The sequence below is a fragment of the [Clostridium] symbiosum genome, assembly GCA_036419695.1.
In the GTDB taxonomy this organism is placed as follows: Bacteria; Bacillota; Clostridia; order Lachnospirales; family Lachnospiraceae; genus Otoolea; species Otoolea symbiosa_A.
On record CP143946.1, the window covers coordinates 2,046,715 to 2,073,688 of the forward strand.

The 26,974-nt window shown below is 41.1% G+C and carries 25 protein-coding genes; 23 read left to right on the forward strand and 2 right to left on the reverse strand.

From position 1 onward, the window contains the following. The 14 genes from V3C10_09430 (at nt 1) to dltD (ending at nt 15,225) form a co-directional block, all read left to right on the forward strand. Nucleotides 1-1,074 (forward strand): Gfo/Idh/MocA family oxidoreductase, encoded by a 1,074-nt coding sequence (locus V3C10_09430; GenBank protein WVP64007.1) that lies wholly within the window; start codon nt 1-3, stop codon nt 1,072-1,074. Then, a complete protein-coding gene (locus tag V3C10_09435) occupies nt 1,074-1,580 on the forward strand; it encodes an acyltransferase (protein ID WVP64008.1) in 507 nt (168 codons plus the stop codon). The genes V3C10_09430 and V3C10_09435 overlap by 1 nt, the downstream gene beginning before the upstream one ends. After that, nucleotides 1,549-2,697 carry a glycosyltransferase gene (locus tag V3C10_09440; GenBank protein ID WVP64009.1) on the forward strand — a complete coding sequence of 383 codons (1,149 nt, stop codon included), beginning with the start codon at nt 1,549-1,551 and terminating at the stop codon, nt 2,695-2,697. The genes V3C10_09435 and V3C10_09440 overlap by 32 nt, the downstream gene beginning before the upstream one ends. A gap of 31 nt (nt 2,698-2,728) precedes the next feature. Further along, nucleotides 2,729-3,877, forward strand: a complete 1,149-nt coding sequence (locus V3C10_09445; protein WVP64010.1) for a glycosyltransferase — start codon at nt 2,729-2,731, stop codon at nt 3,875-3,877. After that, nucleotides 3,855-4,844 carry a D-glucuronyl C5-epimerase family protein gene (locus V3C10_09450; GenBank protein WVP64011.1) on the forward strand — a complete coding sequence of 330 codons (990 nt, stop codon included), beginning with the start codon at nt 3,855-3,857 and terminating at the stop codon, nt 4,842-4,844. The genes V3C10_09445 and V3C10_09450 overlap by 23 nt, the downstream gene beginning before the upstream one ends. A gap of 8 nt (nt 4,845-4,852) precedes the next feature. Beyond that, nucleotides 4,853-6,022, forward strand: coding sequence for an O-antigen ligase family protein (locus V3C10_09455; GenBank protein ID WVP64012.1), 1,170 nt, complete (start codon nt 4,853-4,855; stop codon nt 6,020-6,022). A 46-nt stretch (nt 6,023-6,068) separates the two neighbouring features. Further along, nucleotides 6,069-7,181, forward strand: a complete 1,113-nt coding sequence (locus V3C10_09460; protein WVP64013.1) for a glycosyltransferase — start codon at nt 6,069-6,071, stop codon at nt 7,179-7,181. Beyond that, a complete protein-coding gene (locus tag V3C10_09465; protein WVP64014.1) occupies nt 7,144-8,223 on the forward strand; it encodes a hypothetical protein in 1,080 nt (359 codons plus the stop codon). Before V3C10_09460 ends, V3C10_09465 begins: the two co-directional genes overlap by 38 nt. Nucleotides 8,224-8,610: 387 nt before the next feature. Further along, nucleotides 8,611-9,906: an oligosaccharide flippase family protein gene (locus V3C10_09470; GenBank protein WVP64015.1), complete on the forward strand. Its 1,296-nt coding sequence runs from the start codon at nt 8,611-8,613 to the stop codon at nt 9,904-9,906. Between the two features lie 45 nt (nt 9,907-9,951). Further along, a complete protein-coding gene (locus V3C10_09475) occupies nt 9,952-11,082 on the forward strand; it encodes a DegT/DnrJ/EryC1/StrS aminotransferase family protein (GenBank protein WVP64016.1) in 1,131 nt (376 codons plus the stop codon). A 6-nt stretch (nt 11,083-11,088) separates the two neighbouring features. After that, a complete protein-coding gene (dltA, locus tag V3C10_09480) occupies nt 11,089-12,627 on the forward strand; it encodes a D-alanine--poly(phosphoribitol) ligase subunit DltA (protein WVP64017.1) in 1,539 nt (512 codons plus the stop codon). Next, on the forward strand, nt 12,627-13,802 hold the full coding sequence (dltB, locus tag V3C10_09485; GenBank protein WVP64018.1) for a D-alanyl-lipoteichoic acid biosynthesis protein DltB: 1,176 nt from the start codon (nt 12,627-12,629) through the stop codon (nt 13,800-13,802). The genes dltA and dltB overlap by 1 nt, the downstream gene beginning before the upstream one ends. A gap of 20 nt (nt 13,803-13,822) precedes the next feature. Further along, nucleotides 13,823-14,053 carry a D-alanine--poly(phosphoribitol) ligase subunit 2 gene (gene dltC, locus V3C10_09490; GenBank protein WVP64019.1) on the forward strand — a complete coding sequence of 77 codons (231 nt, stop codon included), beginning with the start codon at nt 13,823-13,825 and terminating at the stop codon, nt 14,051-14,053. A 2-nt stretch (nt 14,054-14,055) separates the two neighbouring features. Next, nucleotides 14,056-15,225, forward strand: coding sequence for a D-alanyl-lipoteichoic acid biosynthesis protein DltD (gene dltD, locus V3C10_09495; protein WVP64020.1), 1,170 nt, complete (start codon nt 14,056-14,058; stop codon nt 15,223-15,225). A 224-nt stretch (nt 15,226-15,449) separates the two neighbouring features. Here the strand turns inward: dltD and V3C10_09500 are convergent, their stop codons facing one another. Further along, a complete protein-coding gene (locus V3C10_09500) occupies nt 15,450-16,214 on the reverse strand; it encodes a type III pantothenate kinase (protein WVP64021.1) in 765 nt (254 codons plus the stop codon). 478 nt (nt 16,215-16,692) lie between these two features. Between V3C10_09500 and V3C10_09505 the strand changes: the two genes are divergently transcribed. The 4 genes from V3C10_09505 to V3C10_09520 all read left to right on the forward strand — a co-directional run bounded on the left by V3C10_09505 (nt 16,693) and on the right by V3C10_09520 (nt 21,646). Then, complete coding sequence (locus V3C10_09505) at nt 16,693-17,685, forward strand: alpha/beta hydrolase (protein ID WVP64022.1); 993 nt, start codon at nt 16,693-16,695, stop codon at nt 17,683-17,685. A 439-nt stretch (nt 17,686-18,124) separates the two neighbouring features. Then, nucleotides 18,125-19,720 (forward strand): peptide chain release factor 3, encoded by a 1,596-nt coding sequence (locus V3C10_09510; protein WVP64023.1) that lies wholly within the window; start codon nt 18,125-18,127, stop codon nt 19,718-19,720. A gap of 60 nt (nt 19,721-19,780) precedes the next feature. Continuing rightward, nucleotides 19,781-20,227, forward strand: a complete 447-nt coding sequence (locus tag V3C10_09515; GenBank protein WVP64024.1) for a GatB/YqeY domain-containing protein — start codon at nt 19,781-19,783, stop codon at nt 20,225-20,227. Nucleotides 20,228-20,242: 15 nt separating this feature from the next. Then, entirely contained in the window at nt 20,243-21,646 is a 1,404-nt protein-coding gene (locus tag V3C10_09520; protein WVP64025.1) for a Sapep family Mn(2+)-dependent dipeptidase, read from the forward strand. A 229-nt stretch (nt 21,647-21,875) separates the two neighbouring features. On the opposite strand, the gene V3C10_09525 is transcribed toward V3C10_09520, so the two are convergent. Beyond that, on the reverse strand, nt 21,876-22,097 hold the full coding sequence (locus V3C10_09525) for a hypothetical protein (GenBank protein ID WVP64026.1): 222 nt from the start codon (nt 22,095-22,097) through the stop codon (nt 21,876-21,878). Nucleotides 22,098-22,534: 437 nt separating this feature from the next. Here V3C10_09525 and V3C10_09530 point away from each other — a divergent pair, with 437 nt between their 5' ends. From V3C10_09530 to aroE, 5 genes are all read left to right on the forward strand, one after another. Next, nucleotides 22,535-23,545 carry an FAD-binding protein gene (locus tag V3C10_09530; protein WVP64027.1) on the forward strand — a complete coding sequence of 337 codons (1,011 nt, stop codon included), beginning with the start codon at nt 22,535-22,537 and terminating at the stop codon, nt 23,543-23,545. A 215-nt stretch (nt 23,546-23,760) separates the two neighbouring features. Then, a complete protein-coding gene (locus V3C10_09535) occupies nt 23,761-24,003 on the forward strand; it encodes a YlmC/YmxH family sporulation protein (GenBank protein ID WVP64028.1) in 243 nt (80 codons plus the stop codon). Nucleotides 24,004-24,451: 448 nt separating this feature from the next. Continuing rightward, on the forward strand, nt 24,452-24,925 hold the full coding sequence (gene nrdR / locus V3C10_09540) for a transcriptional regulator NrdR (protein WVP64029.1): 474 nt from the start codon (nt 24,452-24,454) through the stop codon (nt 24,923-24,925). Then, on the forward strand, nt 24,925-25,482 hold the full coding sequence (locus V3C10_09545) for a YqeG family HAD IIIA-type phosphatase (GenBank protein WVP64030.1): 558 nt from the start codon (nt 24,925-24,927) through the stop codon (nt 25,480-25,482). The genes nrdR and V3C10_09545 overlap by 1 nt, the downstream gene beginning before the upstream one ends. Then, nucleotides 25,466-26,893 (forward strand): shikimate dehydrogenase, encoded by a 1,428-nt coding sequence (gene aroE, locus V3C10_09550; protein ID WVP64031.1) that lies wholly within the window; start codon nt 25,466-25,468, stop codon nt 26,891-26,893. Before V3C10_09545 ends, aroE begins: the two co-directional genes overlap by 17 nt. The last annotated feature ends 81 nt before the right edge of the window (nt 26,894-26,974 follow it).

Consider the following 26,974-nt stretch of genomic DNA (forward strand, 5'->3'; position numbering starts at 1 on the left):
ATGAAATATGCGTTGATTGGATGTGGCAGAATTGCCACAAATCATATTACAGCAGCTGTTAACAATAAATTAGAGATTGTAGCTGTTTGCGATATTGTACCGGAACACATGGATGGCTTGCTTAAAAAACATAGCCTTGAGAACAATTCTTTGATTGAAAAATATATAGACTATAAAGAAATGTTGGAAAAAACCTGTCCTGAATTAGTTAGTATAGCAACAGAAAGCGGTATCCATGCAGAGATAGCATTATATTGTATTGAACACGGAGTTCATGTGATTATTGAAAAACCGATGGCTATGAGCATGGAAGATGCAAATGAGATTATCCGTCTTTCAGAGGAAAGAAGAGTAAAAGTATGTGCATGTCATCAGAACCGCTTTAATATTGCAGTTCAGGAAATGCGCAGAGCTTTGGAGGCAGGACGCTTTGGGGCTTTATCGCACGGTTCGATTCATGTGAGATGGAACAGAAATAAAAACTATTATACGCAGGCACCGTGGAGAGGAACTTGGGCACAGGACGGTGGAGCGTTAATGAATCAGTGCATTCATGGAATCGATTTACTTCGTTGGACATTTGGTGGAGAAGTCGAGGAGGTTTATGGAGCTACCCGACAACAGTTTCATCATTACTTGGAGGCGGAAGATGTCGGGATGGCTGTCGTCAAATTTAAAAATGGAGCGATTGCGACAATAGAAGGAACAACTAATGTATACCCTAAAAATTTAGAAGAAACGCTCTATATTTTTGGCGAAAAAGGAACGGTGAAAATCGGGGGGACTTCTACAAATAACATAGATGTTTGGGATTTTGCCGATGAAACGGAAATTGATACAAAAAATAAAGGGTTAGTAGAAGAAACTAGTAATGTTTACGGGAACGGGCATACGAGTCTTTTTGCCGATATGATAGATGCCGTTCAGACTGATCGAAAGCCTTATGTGGATGCTTACGCAGGAAAAGATGCATTGGAATTAGTATTGGCAATATATAAAAGTCAAAAGGATGGCTGCTCTGTTCATTTGCCGCTCGATAACTTTTCGAGTCTAGATATGGAGGGGGAGTTTTAATGGAGAAACCATATTTTGTCCATGAAAGCAGTTATGTTGATGATGATGTCACAATAGGAAAAGGAACAAAAATATGGCATTTTAGCCATGTACAGAAAGGCGCCATCATAGGAGAAAACTGTGTATTGGGCCAGAATGTCAACATTTCGAATAACGTTAAAATAGGAGATAATGTTAAGATACAAAACAATGTCTCTGTTTATGAGGGGGTTGAGCTGGAGGAGGGAGTATTTTGCGGACCCTCTTGTGTTTTTACAAACGATCTCACACCACGTGCTGAATTTCCCAAAGGTGCTGAAATGTATAAAAAAACTTTAGTCAAGAAAGGTGCCAGCATTGGAGCAAATGCTACAATTGTATGTGGAATTGTGATTGGTGAGTACGCAATGGTAGCGGCCGGGGCGGTTGTTACCAAAGATGTACCGGAGTATACATTAGTTGCTGGGGTGCCGGCGAAAATAGTGGGTGAAGTAGATGAACAGGGAAACATCAAAAAACATATGTAAGGTAAAAGTATGTCATATGACGAGTGTGCATCAGCGATATGATGTGCGGATTTTTCAGAAGGAATGTGTTTCATTAAGTAAAGCGGGATATCAAGTTACACTAATAGTTAATGATGAGTTTCAGGATGAGCTTTGTCAAGGCGTTCTAATTCTTTCAAGTGGTATAGAACATATGAATCGCATAAATAGAATGCTTTTTGCAACGAAGGTTGTTGTTGAAATGGCTTTAAAGTGCAAAGCTGATATTTATTGTATACATGATCCGGAATTATTACGATTTTCTAAACAGTTAACACAAACAGGTGCCAAGGTTATATTTGACAGTCATGAATTTTATGCGCTCCAATTACAGGAAAAAAAATATATACCCTCTTTTTTGAGAAAATTGGCAAGCAAATTTTATCAAAAAATGGAGAAGCATTATTTGAAATACATTACAGCTGTTTTGACACCGTGTACTTTAAATGGGAAGAATTATTTTGAAAAAATTGCAGCTCAAACCATTTTTATTTCAAATGCACCTAAGTTAGAAGAATTTTATTACCGATATAAAGAGAGCAACAGAGAAGAAAAAATGATGTGCCACGTAGGGAGCCTGACGTATGAACGGGGAATATATCATTTAATTAAAGCGGCGGGATTGGCAAACTGTAAACTTTCAATTGCGGGAAATTATTCTTCCAAAGAATTTAAAGAGAAAATTCAAAGTATGCCCGAATACAAGTATGTAATAGATTATGGATATTTAAGTAGAGAAAAGGTTTTTGATTTATATAAGAGATGTAATATCGGTGTGAGTACACTGTTAGATAAAGGTCAGTATTATAATATAGATACATTTCCCACAAAAATTTTTGAGTATATGGCGATGGGGCTTCCTGTGATTATATCTGATACCTGTTATGCTAAGAGGTTAAATGCGAAATATGATTTTGGAATTTGTGTTGATCCAGAGTCACCTGTGGAAATCAAAGATGCGATTTTGTTTCTCAATGGTAATCCTGCGCTTGCAAAAAAAAAGGGGGAGAATGGAAGAAAACTTATAAAAAATTTTTTCAATTGGGAACGAGAAGAGAAAAAATTAATTACACTGTATGAATCTCTGGAGATGAAATAAATAATTTGAAAATGGGATTAAGGCGACAGTTATGTATATACTTATTATTGGTAGAGGATACCCAACTCCTAAATATAAGACAAATGGCATTTTTGAATATGATCAAGCAAAAGCATTGGCAAAATGTGGAAATAAAGTGGTTTATATTGCGTTGGATTTGCGACTTTTTATTCATAGAAGAGATTACAAACAAAAACACTTTGTAGCAGATGGTGTAGATGTCGAACTGGTAAACATACCATTCGGCTCTAGGCCGCAAAAAGTGGTGTATCCTTTATATATATATGGAATGAAATATATATTAAAAAAAATTTATATAAAGTATGGCTATCCAGAAATAATACATAGTCATTTTCCAGAAATATCATATATATGTGCAAAAAGCATTCAGAGTAAGAGGATTCCCTTTATTATTACAGAACATTCTTCTAAAGTACATTGTAGAAATTTGAATAAATTTGAAAAGAAAATGCTTTTTTATGCATACAAGAAAGCAGACAAAGTTTTGGCAGTTAGTGAATCACTATGTAAAGTTATATTTGAAGATTTTCATATCAGTGCAGTGAGTATTCCCAATCTTGTAAATTTAGATTCTTTTAATTACTCTGAAAGGGATACGCATCAAAAAAATATCTTTATTTCGGTCGGAAATTTAATTGAATTAAAGCAAATGGATTTATTAGTTGTCACTTTTATTAAATTAATAAATAAGTTTTCAGACATTCAATTATATATATTTGGCGAAGGTAGCGAAAGAGAGAAATTAGAGAGCTTAATCAGTTCTCATAATGTTCAAGATAATATTTTTTTAATGGGCTTAAGGGGTAGAGAAGAAATTGCTGAAGCTCTAAAAAAATCAGGAACATTTATTCTGTTGTCCCGCAGCGAAACATTCGGTGTAGCTATGATAGAAGCATTGGCAGCGGGTGTGCCTGTGATTACAACTAGATGCGGGGGTGCTGAAGAGTATATAAATAATGGTATTAATGGAGTCTTTGTTGATCCTTATAATGTAGAGGAGGTTATAGAAAATTGCTATCTGGACAATTATAAATTTATTTCTAGTAATATATCCGAAGATATAAAAAGAAAGTTTTCAAATATTATAGTATCGAAAAAAATATTAGATATTTATAGGGATGTTATAAGGGAAAATTATGAATATAAAAAAGAAATTTAAGCAATTGTTAGATTTTTTGTATTACCATACAGATCGTATATATCCTAAAGCGAGCTACTTTTTAACATGTTTTTTATATACCCATGGAAGATATATTTGCCCCAATGATCTGCATATTTCCGAGAATGGTAATTATGAGAAAATGGATTATCCAACTTTATTACATAAAAATAGCAGGCAATATAGGCAATATACCAAAAGAAATAAACAATATAGCAATGGGATTTTACTGGAAAAAGATGCTCAAAACAGATATTACTATAATATTGTGACGATAATCCAACAAGGTTTAATTGCATTTCAGCTATATAAGCTTACAAACAAAGATAAGTACAAAGACGAATTTAATAGAGTATGTCAATGGTTATTAAATAATCAGGAACGTTCAACAGGTATTTGGTATTATCATAATCATTATTTCCATGTTCCAACTCAAAACGAATTTATAAATCCATGGGGAAGTGCTATGGCTCAGGGACAAGCTCTTTCACTTTTATCACGTGCCTATTTAATTGATAATGATAATTCTTACCTAGAAAGTATGGAGTTAGCTATACAATCTTTAGATATTTCAATTAGTGCGGGAGGGTTAAAAAGGAGTTTTAATGGCAATATTTTTTATGAAGAGTATCCTACCGTTAGTCCTAGTCTTACCTTAAATGGTTTTATGTTTTGTTTGATTGGGCTGTGGGATTATTCAATCCTTGGAAAATCTCAAAAAGCTGACAAATTATTAAAGGAGGGGCTTAAAACTTTAACTAATATATTGCCTTATTATGATGACGATTATTGTAGTGCTTATGATCTCTCATATTTAAGTACCTCATCAAAAAAAATTGCAAACAGAAAATATCATATTCTGCATATTAAATTACTTCAATATATAGATAACCTCTATCCACAATCGACTTATAAAAAATACATAAAAAAATGGGGGAAATCCATAGGATTTGACATAATAGTTTAGGGGGGCGCATGAAGAGAAAGAAGAACATTAAATCTGTTATTGAATTTTTAAGTGTGTATATGTTTTTTACATTTGGTTGTATATTTGACTTATTATCTTACTGGGGGGTAAATATATCTTTAATTAGAAAGTGCCATATTATAGTTATAATTAAATTTATTATTTGGGCGTTACTTATAGTAATTCATTTTAAACGAAAAATAGATATGAAAGTAATTTGTTTTGTGAATGGATATTTACTGTTATTATATAGTAGTTTCCTGTTTGGTAGTGAGAAAATTGTATATTTGCAAGAAATGTTTCGCTTTTTGATATTATATATAATACCATTGATTATAATTCTTTATTGTATTGCTGAACCAGAGATTATTTTAAAATATATTAGATATTCAGGTTATATTTTTTTGATCAAGACATGGTTAGTACCTTTTTCTCCAGCTTACGGTAGTACTGTAGACTATATGAGATTTGCTTATAGCTCTATTGTCGTTTGGTCTGTGGTTACTCAAGATGCATTTAAAACTAAAAGGCTTATAAGTGTTTTGTTTTCTATAATTACAATTATCATTTATTTTTTGTATGCTTCTCGAGGAGCTTCCTTGGCAGTTATTGCCTATATAACATATTGCATCTATAGTTATACTGATATGAAGGGAAAGGTTAAAGTTTTTTTGATGCTTGCTGTTTGCTGCTGGGGAGGGTTACTATTTAACAATGTGATTTTACTTACACTGCACCATTTTGGAACATATTCAATAACGCGTATATTTAATGGCTCATACTTTTCATCCGATTCAAGATTGGCAATATATAATAATATGCTCGATGCTATAAAAAAAAATCCTTTTGGATATGGCATAGGGGAAGATAGGGTAATTGGAGGGGGAAGAGGGTTTTATGCGCATAATGTGTTCCTGGAATTGTCAGTTGCTTTCGGTGTATTTTTTACTATGCTATTCATGATTTTGTGTATTGTATGGATGTATCGAATGTTATTTCGGTGTAAAATATTGATATATAGAGATTTATTCAGCGTTTTTGCGATTCCATCAGCAATCATATTAAATTTAAGCAGTTCCTTATTTATAGAGTACTATGTTTTTGCTGCAGTTATATGTTGCTTTTTATATTATAACGCACTACAAAATCAAAGACATAGTTCCTGTCAAAGGTATTAATTCAAAATCCGACCAACTCAAACAATATTCATTTTAGGAGAATAACATGAACCTTCTGTACATTACTTATATAGATTTTAAGTTCATAGCATCGGGATCTTCAGTGCGTCCTTTTAAAATGTATCAGGCATTTAAGAAAATAGAAGATAATGTGATTTTACTGGAAGGAGCTATTGATTTTATAAATCAAAAAAAACGCTTGTCTAATATTAAAAGGGTGAACCAATGGCTTGATAACAATCAGCCAGACTACTGCTATGTTGAAAGTCCCGTTTATCCACTATTAATAAAAGAAGATATTTTACTTCTGAGACGTATTTATGAATTGAACATCCCTATATTATATTTTGTTAGAGATTTTAGATATTTGTTTAAAGAAGAGTTTTTTAAAGTCAATGATTCTTTTATTTCCTATGTAAAAAAAGTGGGTTTAATATTATTATATAAGCGCGATGAGCATTTTATAAATAAGGTTGCAGCTATCACATATTTTCCAACAGATAGCTGCCTTAAATATTTTAAATACAGAGATAAACGTGTTTTAATGCCAGCAAGTGAAAGAATTGAAATTTCTCAAAAGAAAAGAATATCTCGAACAGTGATTTATGTCGGCGGAATAAGTGAGGAATATGGATTTAATCGTTTACTTGATGCAATGCGGATATTAAATAACTCTCTAACGGATACTTATAAATTAATAGTAGTTTGCCGAAAAGAAGAGCTAGAGATGCCGGGGATAAATCATGCTCAGCTTAATAATTATAAATGGCTGGAGATTAGACACACCACAGAAGATAAATTGTCTTCAGTTTATCATATAGCAGATGTTGGTGTTATTTCAATGTCAAATCGTGATTACACAAATTTAGCTATGCCAATTAAAACTTTTGAATATCTCGCGTATGGGCTGCCTATCGTAGCAACACCTTGCTATGAAGTTAAAAAATTAGTTGAAAAACACGATATTGGTATCATAGCAAAGGATTTTAATCCAGTAAGTTTAGCTTATGCAGTAAAAGGTGTTTTAGAAGATGAAAATTTATATTATCAATATAGACGTAATATTTCAAAATTTTTAGAAAATAATTATTGGACATCTCGTGCATTACATGTCAGAGAGGATGCAAAAAAAATTATATATGATGCTAAGAAAAATTAGTTTTTTATTAAAAAACAGAGGCCTTTCCTGGTGTTTATATAGAGGATTTTATGAGTTCTTTAACCTTAAAGTACCAGCAACATTGGCAAAGGCTTTGTCATATGAAAAGGAGCGAAATGGTTTAGATAATATCGTCATGCTAAAAACCCCAGACGGTTCGCAACAAGCGGTACATCCTGATGTCGTTTGCTGGAAAAAACATCATTATTTAGTTGTAACACCCTATCCTTATGGAATTGATTTGTATGAAAACCCGATAATTTATGTATATGCAAATGAAAAGTGGAATTACTGTGCGGGTTCGTGTGTGCTGCCAGATTACAAAAAGAATTGTCATTTATCTGATCCCTGTTTTTCAATCATAAATAATAGTTTGTATCTCTATTACCGTCAATCATTGAAAGGAAAAAATAAAAAAAACTGGATTTATAGAGTAAATGTAAATGATAAGGGTGGTCTTAGCGAACGTAAATTGATTTTTTTATCAGAAACAGAGGATTTTATTTCACCGGCTGTAGTTGAGAAAGACGATGAATACATTATGTTTTATGTTAATAAATTATCGGAAGACCGTACAAAATTATTTATTAGAAGAAGTATAGAAGGAGAAAAATGGGGCCCACCAGAGGAAGTAGAAGTAGGTAATATGCCGCCGAATTGTTGTATTTGGCATTTGTCAGTGGGGTATTCTACAGGCCTATCTAAGCAGCGAAGAAAATATGATAAATGCATTCACGGCATTTTTACTTTATTTAATTTTGTCGAAAGACGATATGAAAATTTTTATTCTATACAGGAATCTTGTGTCTTAAGATGGCGTATTTTATCTAGAATAAAAATACCAAATAGGATAGAAAAAGAATTGCTTACAGAATACAAGACTACTATTTTTTGGAATAATAATAACAAATATTTGTTGGTTTCAGGGCAGGATATTAATATGAAATGGAGAATTTATGAGATCGAAGTTGAACAGAGTAATATAGAAGTAGAACATTCCAATTTTAGAATAGAGGAGTATAACGGTGATAATCAAATCTGAACTTTTTAAGATATTTAATCGTATTCGCTCCAGTTCGTTTTTGAATTGTTTTCTGAAGGAAAATGGTTATATTTATCCAGTTGAGAACATTATTATAAATAGAAATAATGTTTCAATTTGGAATTTTGGAGTAATAGCTTTAATAATATTATGCACTATATTTATTGACTCAATACGAAAAGTAAAAAAACTAAAGATAAGTATTTCAGGCATTTATATATAATATTTACTTCATATTGCATAGGTCAACTGCTGTTTTCAAGTTCATATATAACTGCACCTTCCTTTGGAGCTTTTTTAGGAATTCTTATTTCTATTTATCAGAAAAGGAAGGAAAAGAAAGTATAAAAATGTTGATGGTATATAGGATAAAGGTAAAAAGAGCTTATGAATAAAATAATAAAAATGTGGGATGTTATCTGGAAAAAAGGACTGTTACATATTTTTGCAGGTACATTCATGACAAAAGTAATCTCATTTTTTGGCTCAATTTTTTTGGTAAGAGTATTGAGCAAGCAAGAATATGGTATTTTGGGATATTTGGATAACATTTATGGTTATGCTTTTGTTTTTGCGGGAATGGGACTCTCTAATGCAATATTGCGTTATGTAGTGTTAGCAGAAACGATACAAGAAAAATATAATTATTTTAATTATGCAGTTAAAAAGGGAATTGTCTGGAATGTTATTTTAATACTATGTCTTTTAATATTCAGTGGATTTTATCCGCATCCAGCCGCATATCAAAACTATATCTGGCTGCTTTGTATATTAATAATAGCTGTACCATTTCAATATATAATAGATAATGTGCTGTGCAATGAACGAGCCATGTTTTCGAATCAAAGATATGCGTTATATTCGTTTTGTTTCTCCGGTGTGACTATCATAAGTAAAATTTTATTTGGAAAATGGTTTGGAATTAAAGGCGTTGTTTTTTCCCAGGTTTGTATTTACATAGTATTAGCAGTCTCCTTTTTTATTCTAACGAAAAAGGACTATTATAGCGATTTAATTTCGAAAAAACTTTCAAAATCTGAGAAGTCTACCATTACTCGATATTCGTTACAATATATGATAACAAATGGATTGTGGGCAATTTTTATGTTAAATGATACCTTTCTTTTGGGAAGGTATTGTGCCCCAGAAATAATTGCAGAATATAAAGTTGCTTATACAATCCCAGGTAGTGTCTCTTTATTAAGTACGGCGATCGGAATATTTGTAACTCCCTATTTTGTGAGAAATGAAAATAATAATGCGTGGATTCGAAGTAATTACAAAAAGACTTATCTTATAACAGCGGGTGTAGTTGGAGCAATATGTTTAATAATTACTGTTTTGGCGAAACCGATTGTTTTGCTTTTATATGGAAGTGAATACATAAATGTAGTGAAGATAATGGGGGTTTTGTTGATAGCTTCATTTTTTAATTGCGGACTCCGTTATACAACAGCAAATATTTTAGCGGCTATGGGAAAAGTAAAGTATAATATGATAATTTCAGGGATAGGAATTTTACTTCAATTTAGTCTTAACATTCAAATTATTCCTAGATTTGGAGCTATGGGCGTAGCTATTACTAGTTGCATTGTTTACGGTATAATGGCTATCAGCCTATTATTTATATTTTTGAAACAGTATTATTGGGACAACAATCCTGGCAATAAAAACTGCAAATAAAAAGAATAGAGTTGACAAAGAAAAGAGAAAGAAGGGAGTCATACTATGGAATTTCGAGACCTGAAAAAACAATATGAAGTATTAAAACCAGAAATCGATGCTGCAATTCAAAATGTCATCGACAACACCGCTTTCATCAGCGGCCCGCAAGTAAAAGAACTGGAAGAGCGGCTTGCCGCCTATACAGGCATGAAATATTGCATTACCTGTGGTAACGGAACCGATGCTCTTTCCATGGTTCTTATGGCCTGGGATATTAAAGAGGGAGACGCGGTATTTGTTCCTGATTTCACCTTCTTCGCCACCGGAGAGGTAGCTTCTTTCGAGGGAGCAACACCGGTTTTTGTCGATGTAGATGAAGATACCTTTGATATGGATCCGGCTAAATTAGAAGAAGCAATTAAGGCAGTCATCGAGGAAGGCAAATTAACTCCCAAAATGGTTATTCCCGTCGATTTGTTCGGCCTTCCTGCTCCTTATCCGGAAATAGAAAGAGTCGCAAAGCAATATGGACTTAAAGTTTTAGAGGATGGCGCACAGGGCTTTGGCGGCATGCTTGAAGACAGGAGAGCCTGCTCCTTTGGTGACGCAGCAACTACTTCTTTTTTTCCTGCCAAGCCTCTTGGCTGCTACGGGGATGGCGGAGCCATTTTTACCAATGATAAAAAAATGGCAGAGTATCTTGAATCAATCCGGGTTCATGGAAAAGGTTCCTATAAATACGAAAATATCCGTATCGGATGGAATTCTAGGCTGGACACGCTGCAGGCTACTATCATGCTCCCTAAATTAAAAGCGTTCAAAGAATATGAGCTGGATAAAGTAAATGAGGCGGCTCAGACCTACACGGAACTTTTAAAAGATATTGTCAAGACTCCGAGTATTCCGGCCGGAGCCTTATCCAGCTGGGCTCAGTATACAATTCAGCTTAAAAACAGGAAAGAACGGGATGGGCTTCAAGAGTTTTTGAAGACAAAAAAAATTCCGACGATGGTTTATTATCCGATTCCCATGCACAGTCAGAAGGCGTTTGAAGACCTGACGTTATATCAGGAATGCCCGATGACAGAAAAACTTTGTGAAACAGTATTATCACTTCCGATGCATCCGTACCTGGAGACTTCCGCGATTCACTATATTTCAGAAGAAATAAAAAAATATATCAGTAAGAGGTGAAACAAAATGACCATTTTAGAAAAGATAAGCGAAAATGCATCAAATTACCCGGAACGTATTGCTTATCATAAGGAAAATATACTGGGTGGGGGCATAAGATCGAACCGGATAACATGGAAAGAACTGGATTTATATTCTGATAAACTGGCGGCGTATTTGGATCGTATTCTCGAAACCAGGACGCCGCTTATTGTTTACGGACATAAGGATCCCTATATGCTGGTATGCTTTCTTGCCTGCGTGAAGTCAGGAAGAGCATATTGTCCGGTCGACATTTCCGTTCCTCTAAACAGAGTTGAGGCAATTATTAAAGAAGTACAGCCTGAGCTGATACTTGCGACGGAGGAACTGTCTTTAGAATACGAAAATATTCTATCCTATCATTCGATTATATCAACCATAGAAAATGAAGAAAATAGTATTGGAAAAGAGAAACAAGTCAGTGCTGAAGATACATTTTATATTATATTTACCTCTGGCAGTACCGGTACGCCTAAGGGTGTGCAGATTACCAGAGACTGTCTGGATCAGTTTATTAAATGGGCAGTAACACTTGGCCACGGCCTGCAGGAAGGTGAACATTATACATTTCTCAATCAGGCTCCGTTTTCCTTTGATCTGTCTGTTATGGATTTATATCTTTCTTTATATACGGGCGGAACGCTTTGGGCACTTGAAAAAAGTGTGCAGAATGATATGAAACAGATGCTTGATTCCCTTAAAGACTCACATGCCGATGTATGGGTTTCCACACCGTCTTTTGCCGATGTCTGCCTGTCGGATAAAAAATTTTCAAGGGAAATACTTCCAAATTTAAAACTCTTTTTATTCTGCGGAGAGACTTTGACAAATCGTACAGTGGAGCGGCTGAAGGATGAATTTCCTGATGCAGATATTGTGAATACATATGGGCCAACTGAATCTACGGTAGCAGTTACCCAGGTTCTGGTCACTCCGGAACTTTGCGAGACCCAGAATCCCTTGCCGGTGGGAAAAGAAAAGGAAGGTACATGGATTTTCATTATGGATCAGCAGGGAAACATTCTGCTGGAAGGTGAAAAGGGAGAAATCGTGATAGTTGGAAATTCGGTGAGCATCGGTTATTGGAAAAGGCCGGATTTAACAGAAAAAGTATTCGGAAACCGCGAAATAGAAGGTAAAGACTACCGGCTTTATCATACAGGTGATAAAGGATATAAAAAAGATGGGCAGCTTTTCTACTGTGGAAGGATTGATCTTCAGATTAAGCTTCATGGTTATCGCATCGAAATAGAAGATATAGAGAGCAATATCATGAAGCTTTCGGGAGTTGAGAAAGCAGCGCTTTTGCCAGTTTATAAAGACGGACAAGTTCGGAGCCTTACGGCCTTTGTTGTAGCAAAGGATAAAATTGAAGATTCCTTCAGTGCCGCACAAAAACTGCGGATAGAATTAAAGTCTTATATTCCGGACTATATGATTCCTAAGAAAATTGTTTTCTTAGAAAAACTGCCTATGACGAATAATGGGAAAGTGGACAGAAAAGCGCTGGAGGGGATAAAGTAATGAACTTTTTTTCTGGATACACATTTTTTGTTTACTTGTTCGCAGCACTTATCCCGGCAGTGATGCTGGGACTTTCCGGAAAATCATTAAAAAATTACAGAACGGTTTTGACAATCCTTTTTATCTGGGCAATCTATAAGGATAGTCTGGTTCAACTGGTATATTTGATGGTCTATGCGGCAGCGGCAGTTTATCTTGTGAAAATATATTTATTTCTCAGGAAAAGGTATGGAAGGAATCAATACATATACGGACATGCTATACTCCTGGCGGTAATTCCTCTGGTGCTGAGCAAGGTGAGCGGCCTGTATGGAAAGAGTATTTTTGGATTTTTGGGGATATCTTATATTTGTTTCAGGGTGATTCAAATTATTATTGAAACGTACGATGGAGTAATTCAGGAAATAGAACCGCTTCAGTTTCTGAATTTTATTTTGTTTTTCCCATGTCTTAGTTCTGGCCCCATTGACAGAAGCAGACGCTTTGGCGAGGACTATGATAAAACTTACTCAGTTAAAGAGTACCAGGAACTGATGGGAACCGGCTTATATAAAATTCTGTTAGGACTATTTTATAAGGTTGTATGCTCGGCGGTATTTTATAAACTGCTGACAGATGTTTTTGCGGAGCGTTATAGGCCGATCTACATCATTGGATATGCGTATGTTTATGGCCTGTATATGTTTTTTGACTTTGCAGGTTACAGCTCTATGGCCGTGGGAACAAGCTATCTTCTGGGAATAAGGACGCCGGATAATTTTAACAGGCCATTTCTCAGTATTGATATGAAAGATTTCTGGAACCGCTGGCACATTACATTATCTTCCTGGTTCAGAGATTTTATTTTCACCCGTTTTATGGTGGATTCAGCCAGAAAGAAGCGGTTTAAAAGCCGCTTGAACGGGGCGGCTGCCGGTTTAATTCTTAATATGACAATTATGGGAATCTGGCACGGTCTGGAGCCGCACTATATTATTTATGGTGTCTATCACGGTTTGATTTTAGCAGTAACTGAGATTTATCAGAAGAAATCAAAATTTTATCGGAATCATAAGGACAAAGGCTGGTATCGTTTTGGTTCCTGGTTTTTGACTTTAAATCTTGTCATGTTTGGATTCTTGATATTTTCAGGGCATGTATCGAAAATTTGGAATGCAGTTATTGTCTATTTGTAAAATGAAAGGATGAGTTGAAAATGGAAGAAAAAGTATTGGAAATGTTGGCAGAGCTTTGTGAAGATGAGATTGTGAAAGAAAAACAGGAGGTAGAACTGTTTGAGACGGGGCTCTTGGATTCTCTGACCTTTGCAGAACTATTATTTGAGATAGAGAATCAGTTTGGCGTGATTATCGCGCCCTCGGAAATTGAGCGGAAAGATATTAATACGCCCCAAAAAATTATTGAACTGATTAAGGCGAGGCTGTAAAAATGAAAAGAATACTTTCTTTCATGGGAGCGCTGATGTTATTTATTATTACTTGCATAGGATTGTTTATTTATTCCGAAAAGTTGATAAATAATAAAAAAGAAACGTTGATATATTATAACACGGATAAAAGAAATTTCTGCAAGGCGGCCATGGAAATTATATTTACGGATGACACAATTCCTGTATTGGGCTCATCTGAGTTATCTGCGTCAGATGAGGTTGCCTATCCACCGTCGTTATTCCAAAACGGAAATTCCGATTTCAATATGATTATGATAGGAAGGGGGACTATGCAGAGCCTGCACCATGCGATTAATCTTGGGGCGTATGCAAAAAATATCCCTTCAGAAAAAGTTGTGTTGATTCTGTCCCCACAGTGGTTTACATCCTCACATCTCAATTCTGAGGCATATGCCAGCCGTTTTTCGGAGCGGATGTATGTAGAATTTTTGAAAAATTCCGATATTACGTATGAGGTAAAAAAAAGAGTGACGGAAAGGGTTCAATCTCTTTTAGAATCAGATCCACCACAATTAAAGCGTGTGAAAACATATGAGAAAAATTATATAAAACATACATTAAATCCCGTTTCACACATAGAAATGGCAGTATATGATTCTTTCATGAATTTGAAACAGCGTTTTTTACTTTATGAGGATATCAAAGACAGGGAATTTGAATTGATGGAGCCAATTATAGCTGAAGATATTAATTTCAATCAATTGATGAAAGAAGCTGAAAATGCAGGCAAAGAGGCTTGCACAAATAATGATTTATTCATCTATGATGAGTATTATGATACATATGTTAAGGATTCACTGAATCAGAGAAAGGATTCTGAAGTTAACTCCAGCTATTTGGACTCACCGGAATATGATGACTTTTGTTTGTTTCTCGAAGTGTGTAAGGAGACCGGAATTGAGCCTTTAATCGTTAGTATTCCTGTAAACGGGCGCTGGTATGACTGGACTGGTTTTCCGAAAGAAGAGAGAGCTGCTTATTATCAAAAGATACGTTCAATTTGTGAAGAATATCAGGTTCAAATAGCCGATTTTTCTGATAAGGAGTATGAAGAATATTTTCTAAAAGACATTATGCATTTGGGCTGGAAAGGATGGGTTTATCTGGATGAAGCTGTTTACCATTTTTATAAAGAAGATAAACAATAATGAAAAAATATACATTTTAACACATGGAATCGTGATGTGGTTTATGATGATTGCAATATTGTTATATTTGTTAAAAGCTGATCTTTCCTCTGCACCAGAATTTATTTATAATCAATTTTAAAGCTTAAAAGCCGGCAAAGACTCCGCATACAAGATTCATCCATCCCCATCTTGCACATGCATTTTCTTTCCCGGCTTTTACCTTTTCTACTATCTTAATCTTACTATCGATTTTTCTCATACAACGCCAGCAGCCCCTTCAGCAGCAGCGCCCCATCATAAATAATCGTATGGCTGCAGAGCGGCAGCACCGCCTTTGCAATACCGCCGGTGGCGATAACGGTGGCGGGTTCTCCCAGTTCTTCCTCAATCTTCGTAATCATCCCGTCTATCATAGCTGCATTTCCGAAAATAACCCCGCTTCTCATACAATCCACGGTATTTTTCCCAATGACTCTTTTCGGCGTATCCAGGCTGATTCGCGGCAGTTGGGCCGTACTTGCGCTCATACTGTCTAAAGATACGCGAAGGCCGGGGAGAATGGCGCCTCCGATATAACGGCTGTTCTTATCAATGACCGACATTGTGGTGGCGGTTCCCATCTCCATGATTATAATGGGCGGCTCATGCTCACCCAGGGCTCCGATGGAATTGACAATCATATCGCTGCCCACGGATTTCGGATTATCCATCAGGATATTGAGTCCGGTTTTCATGCCGGAGCCGACGAGCTTGGGCGAGATTCCGGTGATTTTTCTGACAGCGGACATAAGCGTCCTGTTTAACGGCGGGACGACCGAGGAAATAATGGCGCCCTCAATCTCTTTTGGCTCAATATGATAGATTTCCAGAATACTTTTCAGCGTAATGGCATATTCCAGATTGGTTTTGCCAATAGTAGTTGTGATACGCTCTGCAAAATATGTTTTTTTACTGTCAATGGCCCCAATGAAAATATTCGTGTTGCCGATATCGATTGCCAGAATCATGCGGATGCTCCTTATGTTTAATATACTGAAAGTATACATTATTTTTGTCGGAAAAACAATCGTGCAAACATGTGAATTGTTACGATAAATACATTTTGTACTATAGTCTGGCCCTGCGGCTGAATATTATTCGTTGTTGTCCACCGGCAATATCCCGTGAGGCGTGTTATTGTTTGCAGCACGCTGTTTTTATATCATAGGAAAATTCTCCTATGATATAAAAAGCCCTCCGGGCAGGATGCGCATTTGCGCGAAGATGTAATATGCCACTATGCGGCCGCGCTCGGCGCGAGAGTCCGGCGAGCCGGACTCTTTCTTGAATGGGGTGGTAACAGTAAATGTTAGTCTTTGGGCGTTCTCATTATAGGATCTTATTATAGCTCTCATCATAGCAGGCATTTTTACTTTACCGTGGCCAAACGGCGGTGTACAATGATGATATCTTTTTTTGTGCAGGAGTGAATGGGAGCGTGATAATATGATTTTTAAAAAATTTTTGATAGAGACCGGAACGGGAGAAACAGGATTCCGGATAAAAGGCGAACCGGTGGAGACAGAAGAGGACGGCTGCGGTGACAGCGGCGGTAATATCGACGGAAGGATTGAAGGAAGCAGAAGTGGAAACGACAGAAGTGGAAAAACCAGCAGTGGAAACACCGGATTACCGAAGAACCGCAAACGGCGCAGCGGAGGCGCGCTTCTCACCTGTTTTCTGAAGGATAATACGGACGGAAAACCGGATGCTAGGAGAAAAGCGGTCATTATCTGTCCGGGCGGCGGTTATGAATTTTGTTCCACCAGGGAAGGGGAGCCGGCGGCTTTCCAGTTTCTTGCCATGGACTGTCAGGCATTTGTGCTCCACTACAGCACGGATCCCGGCATCTTTCCCGAGGCGCTCTGTGAGCTGGCGGCCGCCGTGGCATTGATACGGAGACGGGCCGGTGAATGGCATATTGAGCCAAACGGAATCTGTGTGTGCGGCTTTTCGGCGGGCGGTCATCTGGCGGCTTCGCTGGGAGTGTTCTGGAACAGGAATTTTTTGAAGGAGCGGCTGGGCCTTGAACCGGAGCAAATGCGTCCGAACGGGCTGATTCTTTCTTACCCCGTTATCTCATCGGGGGAATACGGGCATGCGGCATCCTTTGACAATCTGACGGGAAAGGGCAGAGCGGAATTTTCACGGGAGTTTCTGTCTTTGGAGAACCAGGTGGGAGAACAGGTCCCGCCGGTTTTCATGTGGCATACGGATACCGACGGAACCGTGCCGGTGGAAAATTCTTTGCTCTTTGCCTGGGCGCTTAAAAAGGCAAAGGTCAGTCTGGAGCTTCATATCTATCCGCAGGGAAGACACGGTCTGGCCCTGGCAAATGAGGAGACGGATAAGGAGACGGATGACGGGAGAGGCGGTTATGTGGTGCCGTGCTGCCAGTCCTGGACAGAGCTTGTAAAAAAGTGGATCATATCGCTTTGAAAAAATCTGTCCGGTACAGGATAAACTGGACAGAATAGGTCACGGTTCACTCGGGATGTATACCCGATAAAGCGGGGCACGCTGTCCCGCGAGGTGTTTTCACGTGTTTTCGTGAAAATCCCGAGTTCTGCGGCGCGATACAACGAAAAGTGCGCGATGCGGACTTTTCATTACAATCAATGGCGTTCTTTGCCATTTCTGTGCATCGCGAAGCGTGTTATTGTTCACAGCGCAATGCGGTATGAACAATAACTAGATTATAGAAAAGCTCTGTCAAGACTTTTTATTGACTTTCCTTATATTTCATAATAGAATAAAGTAGACATCTTCCACGGATGTCTATTTTTTCGACAGGAAACAGAGACTGTTTATGGAAAGGCCGTATGCGCCATATTCAGTGTGGAACATTAGAGAATCATTGATTTTGGAGGAAAAACTCTTGGAGAATATAACAGAGCAGATTAAAAAACGACGCACCTTTGCCATCATTTCCCACCCTGATGCAGGTAAGACCACATTGACCGAGAAGTTCCTGCTTTACGGAGGAGCGATCAACTTGGCCGGAACGGTCAAGGGAAGGAAGGCGGCGAAGCACGCTGTTTCCGACTGGATGGAGATTGAGAAGGAGAGAGGTATCTCCGTTACTTCATCCGTACTGCAGTTTAATTACGAAGGATACTGCATCAACATCCTGGATACACCGGGACATCAGGATTTCTCGGAGGATACGTACCGTACGTTGATGGCGGCAGATTCCGCCGTCATGGTAATCGATGCATCAAAGGGCGTCGAGGCACAGACGATTAAACTGTTTAAGGTCTGCCTGCTCAGGAATATCCCGATATTTACATTTATCAACAAGATGGACCGTGAAGCCAGGGATCCCTTTGAATTGATGGATGAGATTGAGAGCGTGCTTGGTATTAAGACATGCCCGGTCAACTGGCCGATCGGCTGCGGGAAGAATTTCAAGGGCGTATACGACAGAAATACGAAGAAGATTACCACATTTACGGCGGCCATGGGAGGACAGAAGGAAGTCGCTTCCCAGGAATTCGATTTGGAGAGCGGAGATGTGGACGGCATCATTGGGCCGGACTACCATGGACAGCTTTTGGAAGATATCGAGCTTTTAGACGGCGCCAGCGATGAATTTGATATGGACCTGGTAAGCCAGGGCAAGCTTTCACCGGCATTCTTCGGTTCCGCCCTGACCAACTTTGGAGTGGAGACATTCCTGGAGCATTTCCTCCAGATGACGACGTCACCTCTTCCGAGAAAGACGACGACGGGCGTCGTGGATCCGTTTGATAACCAGTTCAGCGCCTTTGTATTTAAAATCCAGGCCAATATGAATAAAGCCCACAGGGACAGAATCGCATTTATGAGAATCTGTTCCGGCAAATTCCAGGCCGGAATGGAGGTTACCCATGTACAGGGCGGCCGTAAGATCCGTCTGTCCCAGCCGCAGCAGATGATGGCACAGGACAGGAAGATCGTGGAGGAGGCATATGCCGGTGATATTATCGGTGTGTTCGATCCGGGCATTTTCTCCATTGGGGATACGCTCTGCACGGCTTCCGATAAGATAGAGTTTGAAGGAATCCCCACATTTGCACCGGAGCATTTTGCCAGAGTCCGCCAGATGGATACGATGAAACGGAAACAGTTTATCAAGGGAATCAACCAGATTGCCCAGGAGGGCGCGATCCAGATTTTCCAGGAGTTTAATACGGGAATGGAAGAGATTATCGTCGGCGTTGTAGGAGAGTTGCAGTTTGAGGTCCTCACCTACAGACTGGAAAATGAATATAACGTGGAGGTTAAGTTGGACAAGCTTCCATATGAATATATCCGCTGGATTGAGAATAAGGATGAGGTGGATGTGGCGAAGCTCCAGGGTACATCCGATATGAAGAGGATCAAAGACCTTAAAGATAACCCTCTGTTGCTATTCATCAACAGCTGGAGCGTGGGAATGGTCCTGGACCGCAACCCGGGCTTAAAGCTCAGTGAGTTTGGACGCAATAATTAACAGGGAATCGCTAAGGATATGGTTTCCTATCATTTCATATAATTCACAGGAGGTAAGAAGATGAGTAAGATTGATGTTGTACGTGCAGCTATGGTAGAGGCTATGAAGGCAAAGGACAAGGCGAGAAAAGATTCTCTTTCCATGCTTCTTTCCGCTCTTAAGAATGCAGAGATAGATAAAAGGGAACCGCTCACCGAGGCGGAGGCCGATGCTATCGTGAAGAAAGAACTGAAACAGACGAAGGAGACCTATGAGCTGGCTCCCGCAGACAGGGATGATATCCGCGCCGAGGCTGAGGCCAGGATGGCGGTTTACAAAGAGTTTGCCCCGGAGGACATGAACGAGGAGCAGATTGCCGCGGTAATCAAAGAGGTGCTGGCGGAACTCGGAATTGAGAAGGCGGCTCCGTCCGACAAGGGAAAGATTATGAAAGTCCTGATGCCGAAGGTAAAGGGAAAAGCTGACGGAAAAGTGGTAAATCAGGTATTGGCGGAAATGCTTAAATAGCGGAAAGGGCCGGTTATGTACAGAGAAGAAATAGAAAAATATATCGATTCCCACAGACAGGAAATGATAGATGATATCTGCCTGCTGTGCAGAATTAACAGTGAGAAAACATCCTACCTGGAGGGAAAACCATACGGCGACGGAGCAAGTAAGGCTCTGGCCCTGGCTCTTTCCATGGCTGAAAAGTACGGATTTTCAATTAATAATTATGACAACTATGTAGGAACCGCAGATCTCAATGACAAGGAAAAGCAGCTCGACATCCTGGCTCACCTCGATGTGGTGCCGGCCGGAGAGGGCTGGACCGTGACGGAGCCGTTTGAGCCTGTTGAAAAAGACGGCAAACTTTACGGACGCGGAACGGCGGATGATAAGGGACCGGCTGTGGCCGCCCTTTATGCCATGCGCGCCATCAGGGAACTGGGAATCCCGGTTTCCAAAAATGTCCGTCTGATTCTGGGAACCGATGAGGAGTGCGGAAGTTCCGATATCCGCCACTATTATGATGTGGAGGAGGAAGCGCCGATGACATTTTCACCGGATGGCTCATTCCCGGTTGTTAACATAGAAAAAGGCAGTCTGGCCGGTCATTTTACGGCGGAATTTGAACCTTCCGAAGCGCTTCCAAGAGTGATTTCCATCCATGCGGGCACGAAGGTAAACGTAGTTCCCGGAAAGGCATTTGCCGTATTTGAAGGACTGGACGACGATCTGGTACGCGAGGTATCGGAAGGGGTGGAGAAGGAGACGGGAGTATCCTTTGAAATCCAGGGCAGAAACCACACGCTGGAGATTACGGCCGTCGGAGTGGGAGCCCACGCATCCCTTCCGACAGAAGGTAAAAATGCGCTGACGGCGCTGCTGCTTCTGATCAGCCGCCTTCCGTTTGCAGAGTGCGGACAGATTGAAGCTCTTCATAACCTTGTAAAACTTTTCCCATGCAACGACACCGCCGGAGAGGCGCTTGGAGTAGCCATGGAAGATGAACTTTCCGGTGCGCTGACCCTGGCTTTCGATCTTCTGGAAGTGGACGGCGGCAGCCTGGATGCCACATTTGACAGCCGCTGCCCAATCTGCTCCAATGAAGATAACGTGCTGGAGCCTGCAAGGCGGAGACTGGCAGAGCACGGGTTCACCCTGACCAATGAATCTATGACGCCGCCTCACCATGTGGACGGCAATTCCGATTTTGTAAAAACACTGTTGAACGCATATGAGGCCTATACGGGAAGAAAAGGAACCTGTGAGTCCATGGGCGGAGGCACCTATGTGCACACGCTTAAGAACGGAGTGGCATTTGGAGCAGCCATGCCGGAGACCGATAATAAGATGCACGGCGCAGACGAATTTGCGGTGATTGATGAACTGCTCGTAAGCGCGAAAATATTTGCGCAGGTGATTGCGGACCTCTGCGCATAGGGCAGACAGGGCTTTCACTCCGGGCAGAAGAAGTTTATGTCCGTTTTGCGCTTGGCATCGTGCTGTGTGATGAATGGAAACGGTAAAAAGAACTGTTTCCTGCTGTACCTTTCGATTTTGGACAATTAATAAAGTGAGTGAAAGCATTTTCTGTTTTCACTCACTTTATTTAATTGGCCTGTCCGTTTAATTGATCTGTTCGAAATGACTCGCCTATCACTATTTTATCTTACGGTTGGTTTTCTTCTAACTTTTTGATTCTTTTTTCCAATTCTTCTATTTTATCTTCCTGTGAAATAAAGACGTTAATAAGGATTGCGATGATAAATGCGATCGCCGCTGCTGCGCGGTAGACGTTTCTGCTCATGTCAAATAATAGAAAGCCGCCGAAAAAGAAAAATACTGCCAAACATATGAAACATATAAAATAAATTTGAATAAACCGTTTCATCCAACACCTCCAAACGCCGGTTAACCGTCCGTCTCTGCATCCTGGACTGCGGGGATCCTTTCTTACAACTTTAAGCTTAAACGCCGAGTCTGTCAAGATTTATCAAGGTCTGTCATCTAAAATGCCATCATTTTGTTACTGTTCACAGGCGGTATCCCGCGAGGCGTTTTTTGTGAGCGCAGCGGAAGTCACAGAAAACCCGAGCGCTGCGGCGCAAAACGGCGTTTGGTTCCCGATTTTATAAATATTTAATAAAGAATTTTATTTTTCCAAATAGAATTAAAAAAAGCTCAATTGATTTGCAGCCGATAATATGCTAGACTTTAATACTGGTACAGCCGGAAGTCAGCAGGTTTAAACGCCTGGACATCCGTTCCCGGCTGGTGGCCATGGAAATGCAGATACCGACAGGACTGCAAAAGAGAGGAGAATGCTACATGAAGAAAAGAACACTTGCCCTGTTTTCAGCAGCAGTGATGGCTGCAGCGGCGATGACAGGATGCAGCAATAATACCACAAAGACACCGTCCACAGAAGGCACGACGGAGGCTCAGACAACTCCGGAGACAACGGAGGCTGCTACCGAGGCGGCCGCAAAGGAGAGTAAACCGCAGCTTGTGATTCTCGGAGGAGACGGCGCAGGGCTGACAGCAGCTATCCAGGCCGTGGCCGACGGAATGAGCCCGTCCAAGATTCTGATTCTGAGCGGTACAGATGAACTGGCGGCCGATATTAAGGAGAAGGAAGATTTCATCAACGCGTCTGATACGGCGGAGCAGTTTGAGGCAGAGATCGAGGATTCCTACGAGTTATACCTCGCCGATACGATGAAGGCAGGAAAGAATACGAACAATGCCGAGATGGCGGAATTCCTCGTTGAGGGCGCCGAGGAGGCCAAGAGCTTGATCGAAAGCCTTGGCATTGAATTAAAAGGCGTGGAGAAGAAAGACGGCTCCTCAGTAGCCAGAAGCTATACACTGGCCAACGGCGGCAGCCTTGCAGAGGCAGTATCCGACGCCCTTGTCAAAAAAGTAGAAGAACTTAAGATCCCTGTTAAGAAAGGCGTGACAGTCAATGAAATCATCACAAACGGAGATGGTACGGTAACCGGAGTGAAAGCGATAGTGGATGGGGAAGAAAAAACCATCAACAGCATTGCTCTTGTAGCCACAGACAAAGAACTGCTTCCGGTTATATCCAAACTTGATATCCAGCTTTCCAAGGCTTCCGATGAGAAAGTCACAGGCGTTATCGTCAATACATGTGCGGAAGCAATCGATGCAAAGGGAGAAACCGTTCCGGGACTCTATGCAGCAGGAGAACTGATCAGCGCAGGCGTCCACGGCGACGCAGCCCTGGCAGGCAATGACCTGACAGCCACAATCGTATTTGGTGAGACCGCAGGCGTAGAATCCGCAATCTACGTATCTGACAACCAGGAACAGTAAGACGCCTGCACACTCCGTGCACCGGCCTCATCACCCATAAAAGCCAGCCGCCAGCCCCGAATCCCGGGATCGGCGGTTGGCTTTTTAGATCATAGGAAAGAGCTCTATGCTCTAAAAAGTTTCCGGGGCATCCTCCCAAGCCTCCTATTTCAGCAAGAACCCATCCTCCAATCATGCATATACTAACAGTAACCAACATTCCGGAGGCCATAAAAATGAGAATCTGTGACCTGAAACAAAAAGAGGTAATCAACGTCTGCGACTGCAAGCGGCTCGGCTTTGTAGGAGACGTAGACTTTGACATCTGCACGGGAAGAATGCTAGCGATCATCGTCCCAGGCCAATGCTGTGTCTGGGGCTTTCTGGGACATGAAAAAGAATACGTAATCCCCTTCTGTGACATCCAGCAGATAGGAGACGACATCATCCTTGTAGAACTGCACGAAAAAAAGGAATAACCCCATCCATACGGCTTACATACCCATCCCCCCATCCTCTCATCCACCCCAAGAAAGAGGCCTCTCAGCCGGAACCCCATGGCGCGCCGGTGTGTGCACGACAACCCCGGCGTCTTCAGTCCCGGTCCATAACCTTCCTGTGGGGAATCCGGGAGAAAAAGATTCCGCAGGGAACCTGGGAGTTCATCGGCACTTACCGAGATTTTTCACGAGGTTAGTACCGTTATGTACTCCAAAGAGCGCAAGCGTGTCCCGCAGGAACTTTTTCTGCCCGGATTCCCCACCCGCGACAACCTACAGCCCGGGACTGAAGACTCATAACCTCCCCCCACCCAGCCCCCACCCGTCTCCCCCGGCCCTCATTTCTAATAAAATCCACTTTTTGCTTGCATATCCCTTCCCATTGCGATAAAATAAACACAATTATTTGTGCCAGGAGGAAAAACAATTGAAATGCCCATTTTGCAATGCAGCAGACACGAAGGTCATCGATTCACGCCCTGCTGATGATAACAGCTCGATCCGTCGCCGCCGGCAGTGCGAGACGTGCGGCAAACGGTTTACCACCTACGAAAAGCTTGAGACAATTCCGTTAATGGTAATCAAGAAAGACAATACGAGGGAAGTGTATGATCGCGCCAAGATTGAGGCCGGTGTACTCCATTCCTGCCACAAGAGGCCGGTATCCCCGCAGCAGATTGCTTCCCTGATCGATGCAATTGAGAATAAGATTTTTAATATGGAAGAGAAGGAGATCAGCACATCCGCCATCGGCGAGCTTGTGATGGACAAGCTGAAAGATCTGGATGAGGTTGCATACGTCAGATTTGCCTCCGTATACCGGGAATTTAAGGATGTCAACACATTTATGGAAGAGCTCGGAAAGCTTCTTCAGAATAAGCCGGACGGAAGGATAGTCTGATGTTTCATGCGTTTTACCCGAAAGAGTATGTGGATTCAGCCTATGTTATCCCCTATGAGGAGTTCTATGATAAGGGAATCAGAGGCGTTATTTTTGATATTGACAATACCCTGGTACCGCACGGGGCCCCGGCTGACGAGAGGGCCGTGGCCCTTTTTCAAAGACTTCGGAAGATGGGGATGGAAACCTGTCTGATGTCCAATAATAAAGAACCCAGAGTGTCGTCGTTTGCATCACGGGTCGGGTCGCGTTACCTCTATAAAGCGGGAAAACCCGGAATGAAGGGATATAAAAAGGCAATGGAGCTGATGAAGACGGACAGGGCGTCCACGCTCTTTGTCGGTGATCAGCTTTTTACGGATGTCTACGGCGCCAACCGGCTCGGGATTTACGGGATACTGGTCAAACCGATCCATCCGAAAGAAGAGATCCAGATTGTCATAAAGCGCCGTCTGGAATGGATTGTGCTTTATTTTTACAATAGAGACAAAAGAAAGACAGAGAAAAAAGAAAAATTCAGAAGAGGAAGAGATAGTGAGTATGGACGGAAAAACTAGGGTATGCGGAATTATTGCCAATCCGGTGGAGCACAGCATGTCTCCGCTGCTGCAGAATCTTTATGCAAAGAGGACAGGAGTGAATCTGGCATATGTTCCGTATAAGGTAAAGGAAGAAAATCTTGAACAGGCTGTGGAAGGCGCTTACGCCCTGAATATCCTGGGATTGAATGTCACGGTTCCCCACAAGCAGACTGTTATGAGATATCTGAAGGAAATTGATGAGACGGCTGCGGATATCGGCGCCGTCAACACGCTGGTGCGGATGGATGGCGGATATAAAGGGTATAATACCGATGTTCCCGGACTTTTACGTTCCGTGAGAGAAGAAGGCATTGTGATCAAAGACAGGGCCTGCATCCTGATCGGTGCGGGCGGCGCGGGCAAGGCCGCCGCCTATATGATGGCCAAGGAAGGCGCGTCCGTCATTTACCTTCTGAACCGGAGCCAGGAGAAAGCGAGAGCGCTGACGGACTGGGTCAATAATCTGGTGGGCAGAGACGTGGTTAAGCCGCTTCCTCTGGCGGATCACGGTAAAATTCCCGACGGCAGGTACTTTACCGTCCAGTCGACCAGCGTGGGTATGCATCCGAATGTCGGAGTGGCTCCCATTGAAGATCCTGCATTCTATCAGAAAGTAGGGGAAGCGGTCGATGTGATTTACACACCGGCGAAGACAAGGTTCATGGAGCATGTGGAGGCGGCCGGCGGCCGTGCGATCAACGGACTGAACATGCTGCTCTACCAGGGAGTGATCTCCTATGAACTGTGGAACCCGGGCGTAAAGGTGGATGAGGAGACGATTTCCGAGGCCAGAACGACGATAGAAGAACGCCTGGCTGCCAGCCGGAAAGCAGCGGCCTGGAAGGCAAATCTCATCCTGATCGGATTTATGGGCGCAGGCAAGACCTGTGTCGGCGAAGCATACGCGAAGAAACACGGACTTACCATGGTGGATACGGATTATCTGATTAGGGAAGAAGCCGGAACCAGCATTTCTGATATATTTGCCGAGAGAGGAGAGGAGGCATTCCGTCAGATGGAGACGGAGCTTCTGAAAAAACTGGTGGCAAACAGGGAAAACAAGAGCGAGAGGATGATCCTGTCCGTAGGCGGCGGACTTCCCCTTCGCAAAGAGAACAGGGAGCTTCTGAAAAAACTGGGCCGCGTCGTATATCTGCGCGTTACGGCCGATACGGTTTTAAAAAGACTCGAGGGCGACACCACCAGACCGCTTCTTCAGGGCAGCGATGTGAGAGAAAAGGTGGAGGCGCTGATTGAAAAGCGCAACCCCATTTACGAAGAGAGTTCCCACCAATCGCTGGAGGTTGACGGAATCGATATCCACGAGGTGGTAAAGGCGATCGAAAAGCTGGAAAAAGAGACGCCGGTCTATGACGGCAAGCGGTAAGGCGGACTTTTGCCGGTAAACGGGATAGGGATCACGGTGAATTAGACGCGATTCGTCAAAAAGTAGTTGAAAAACAGGGTA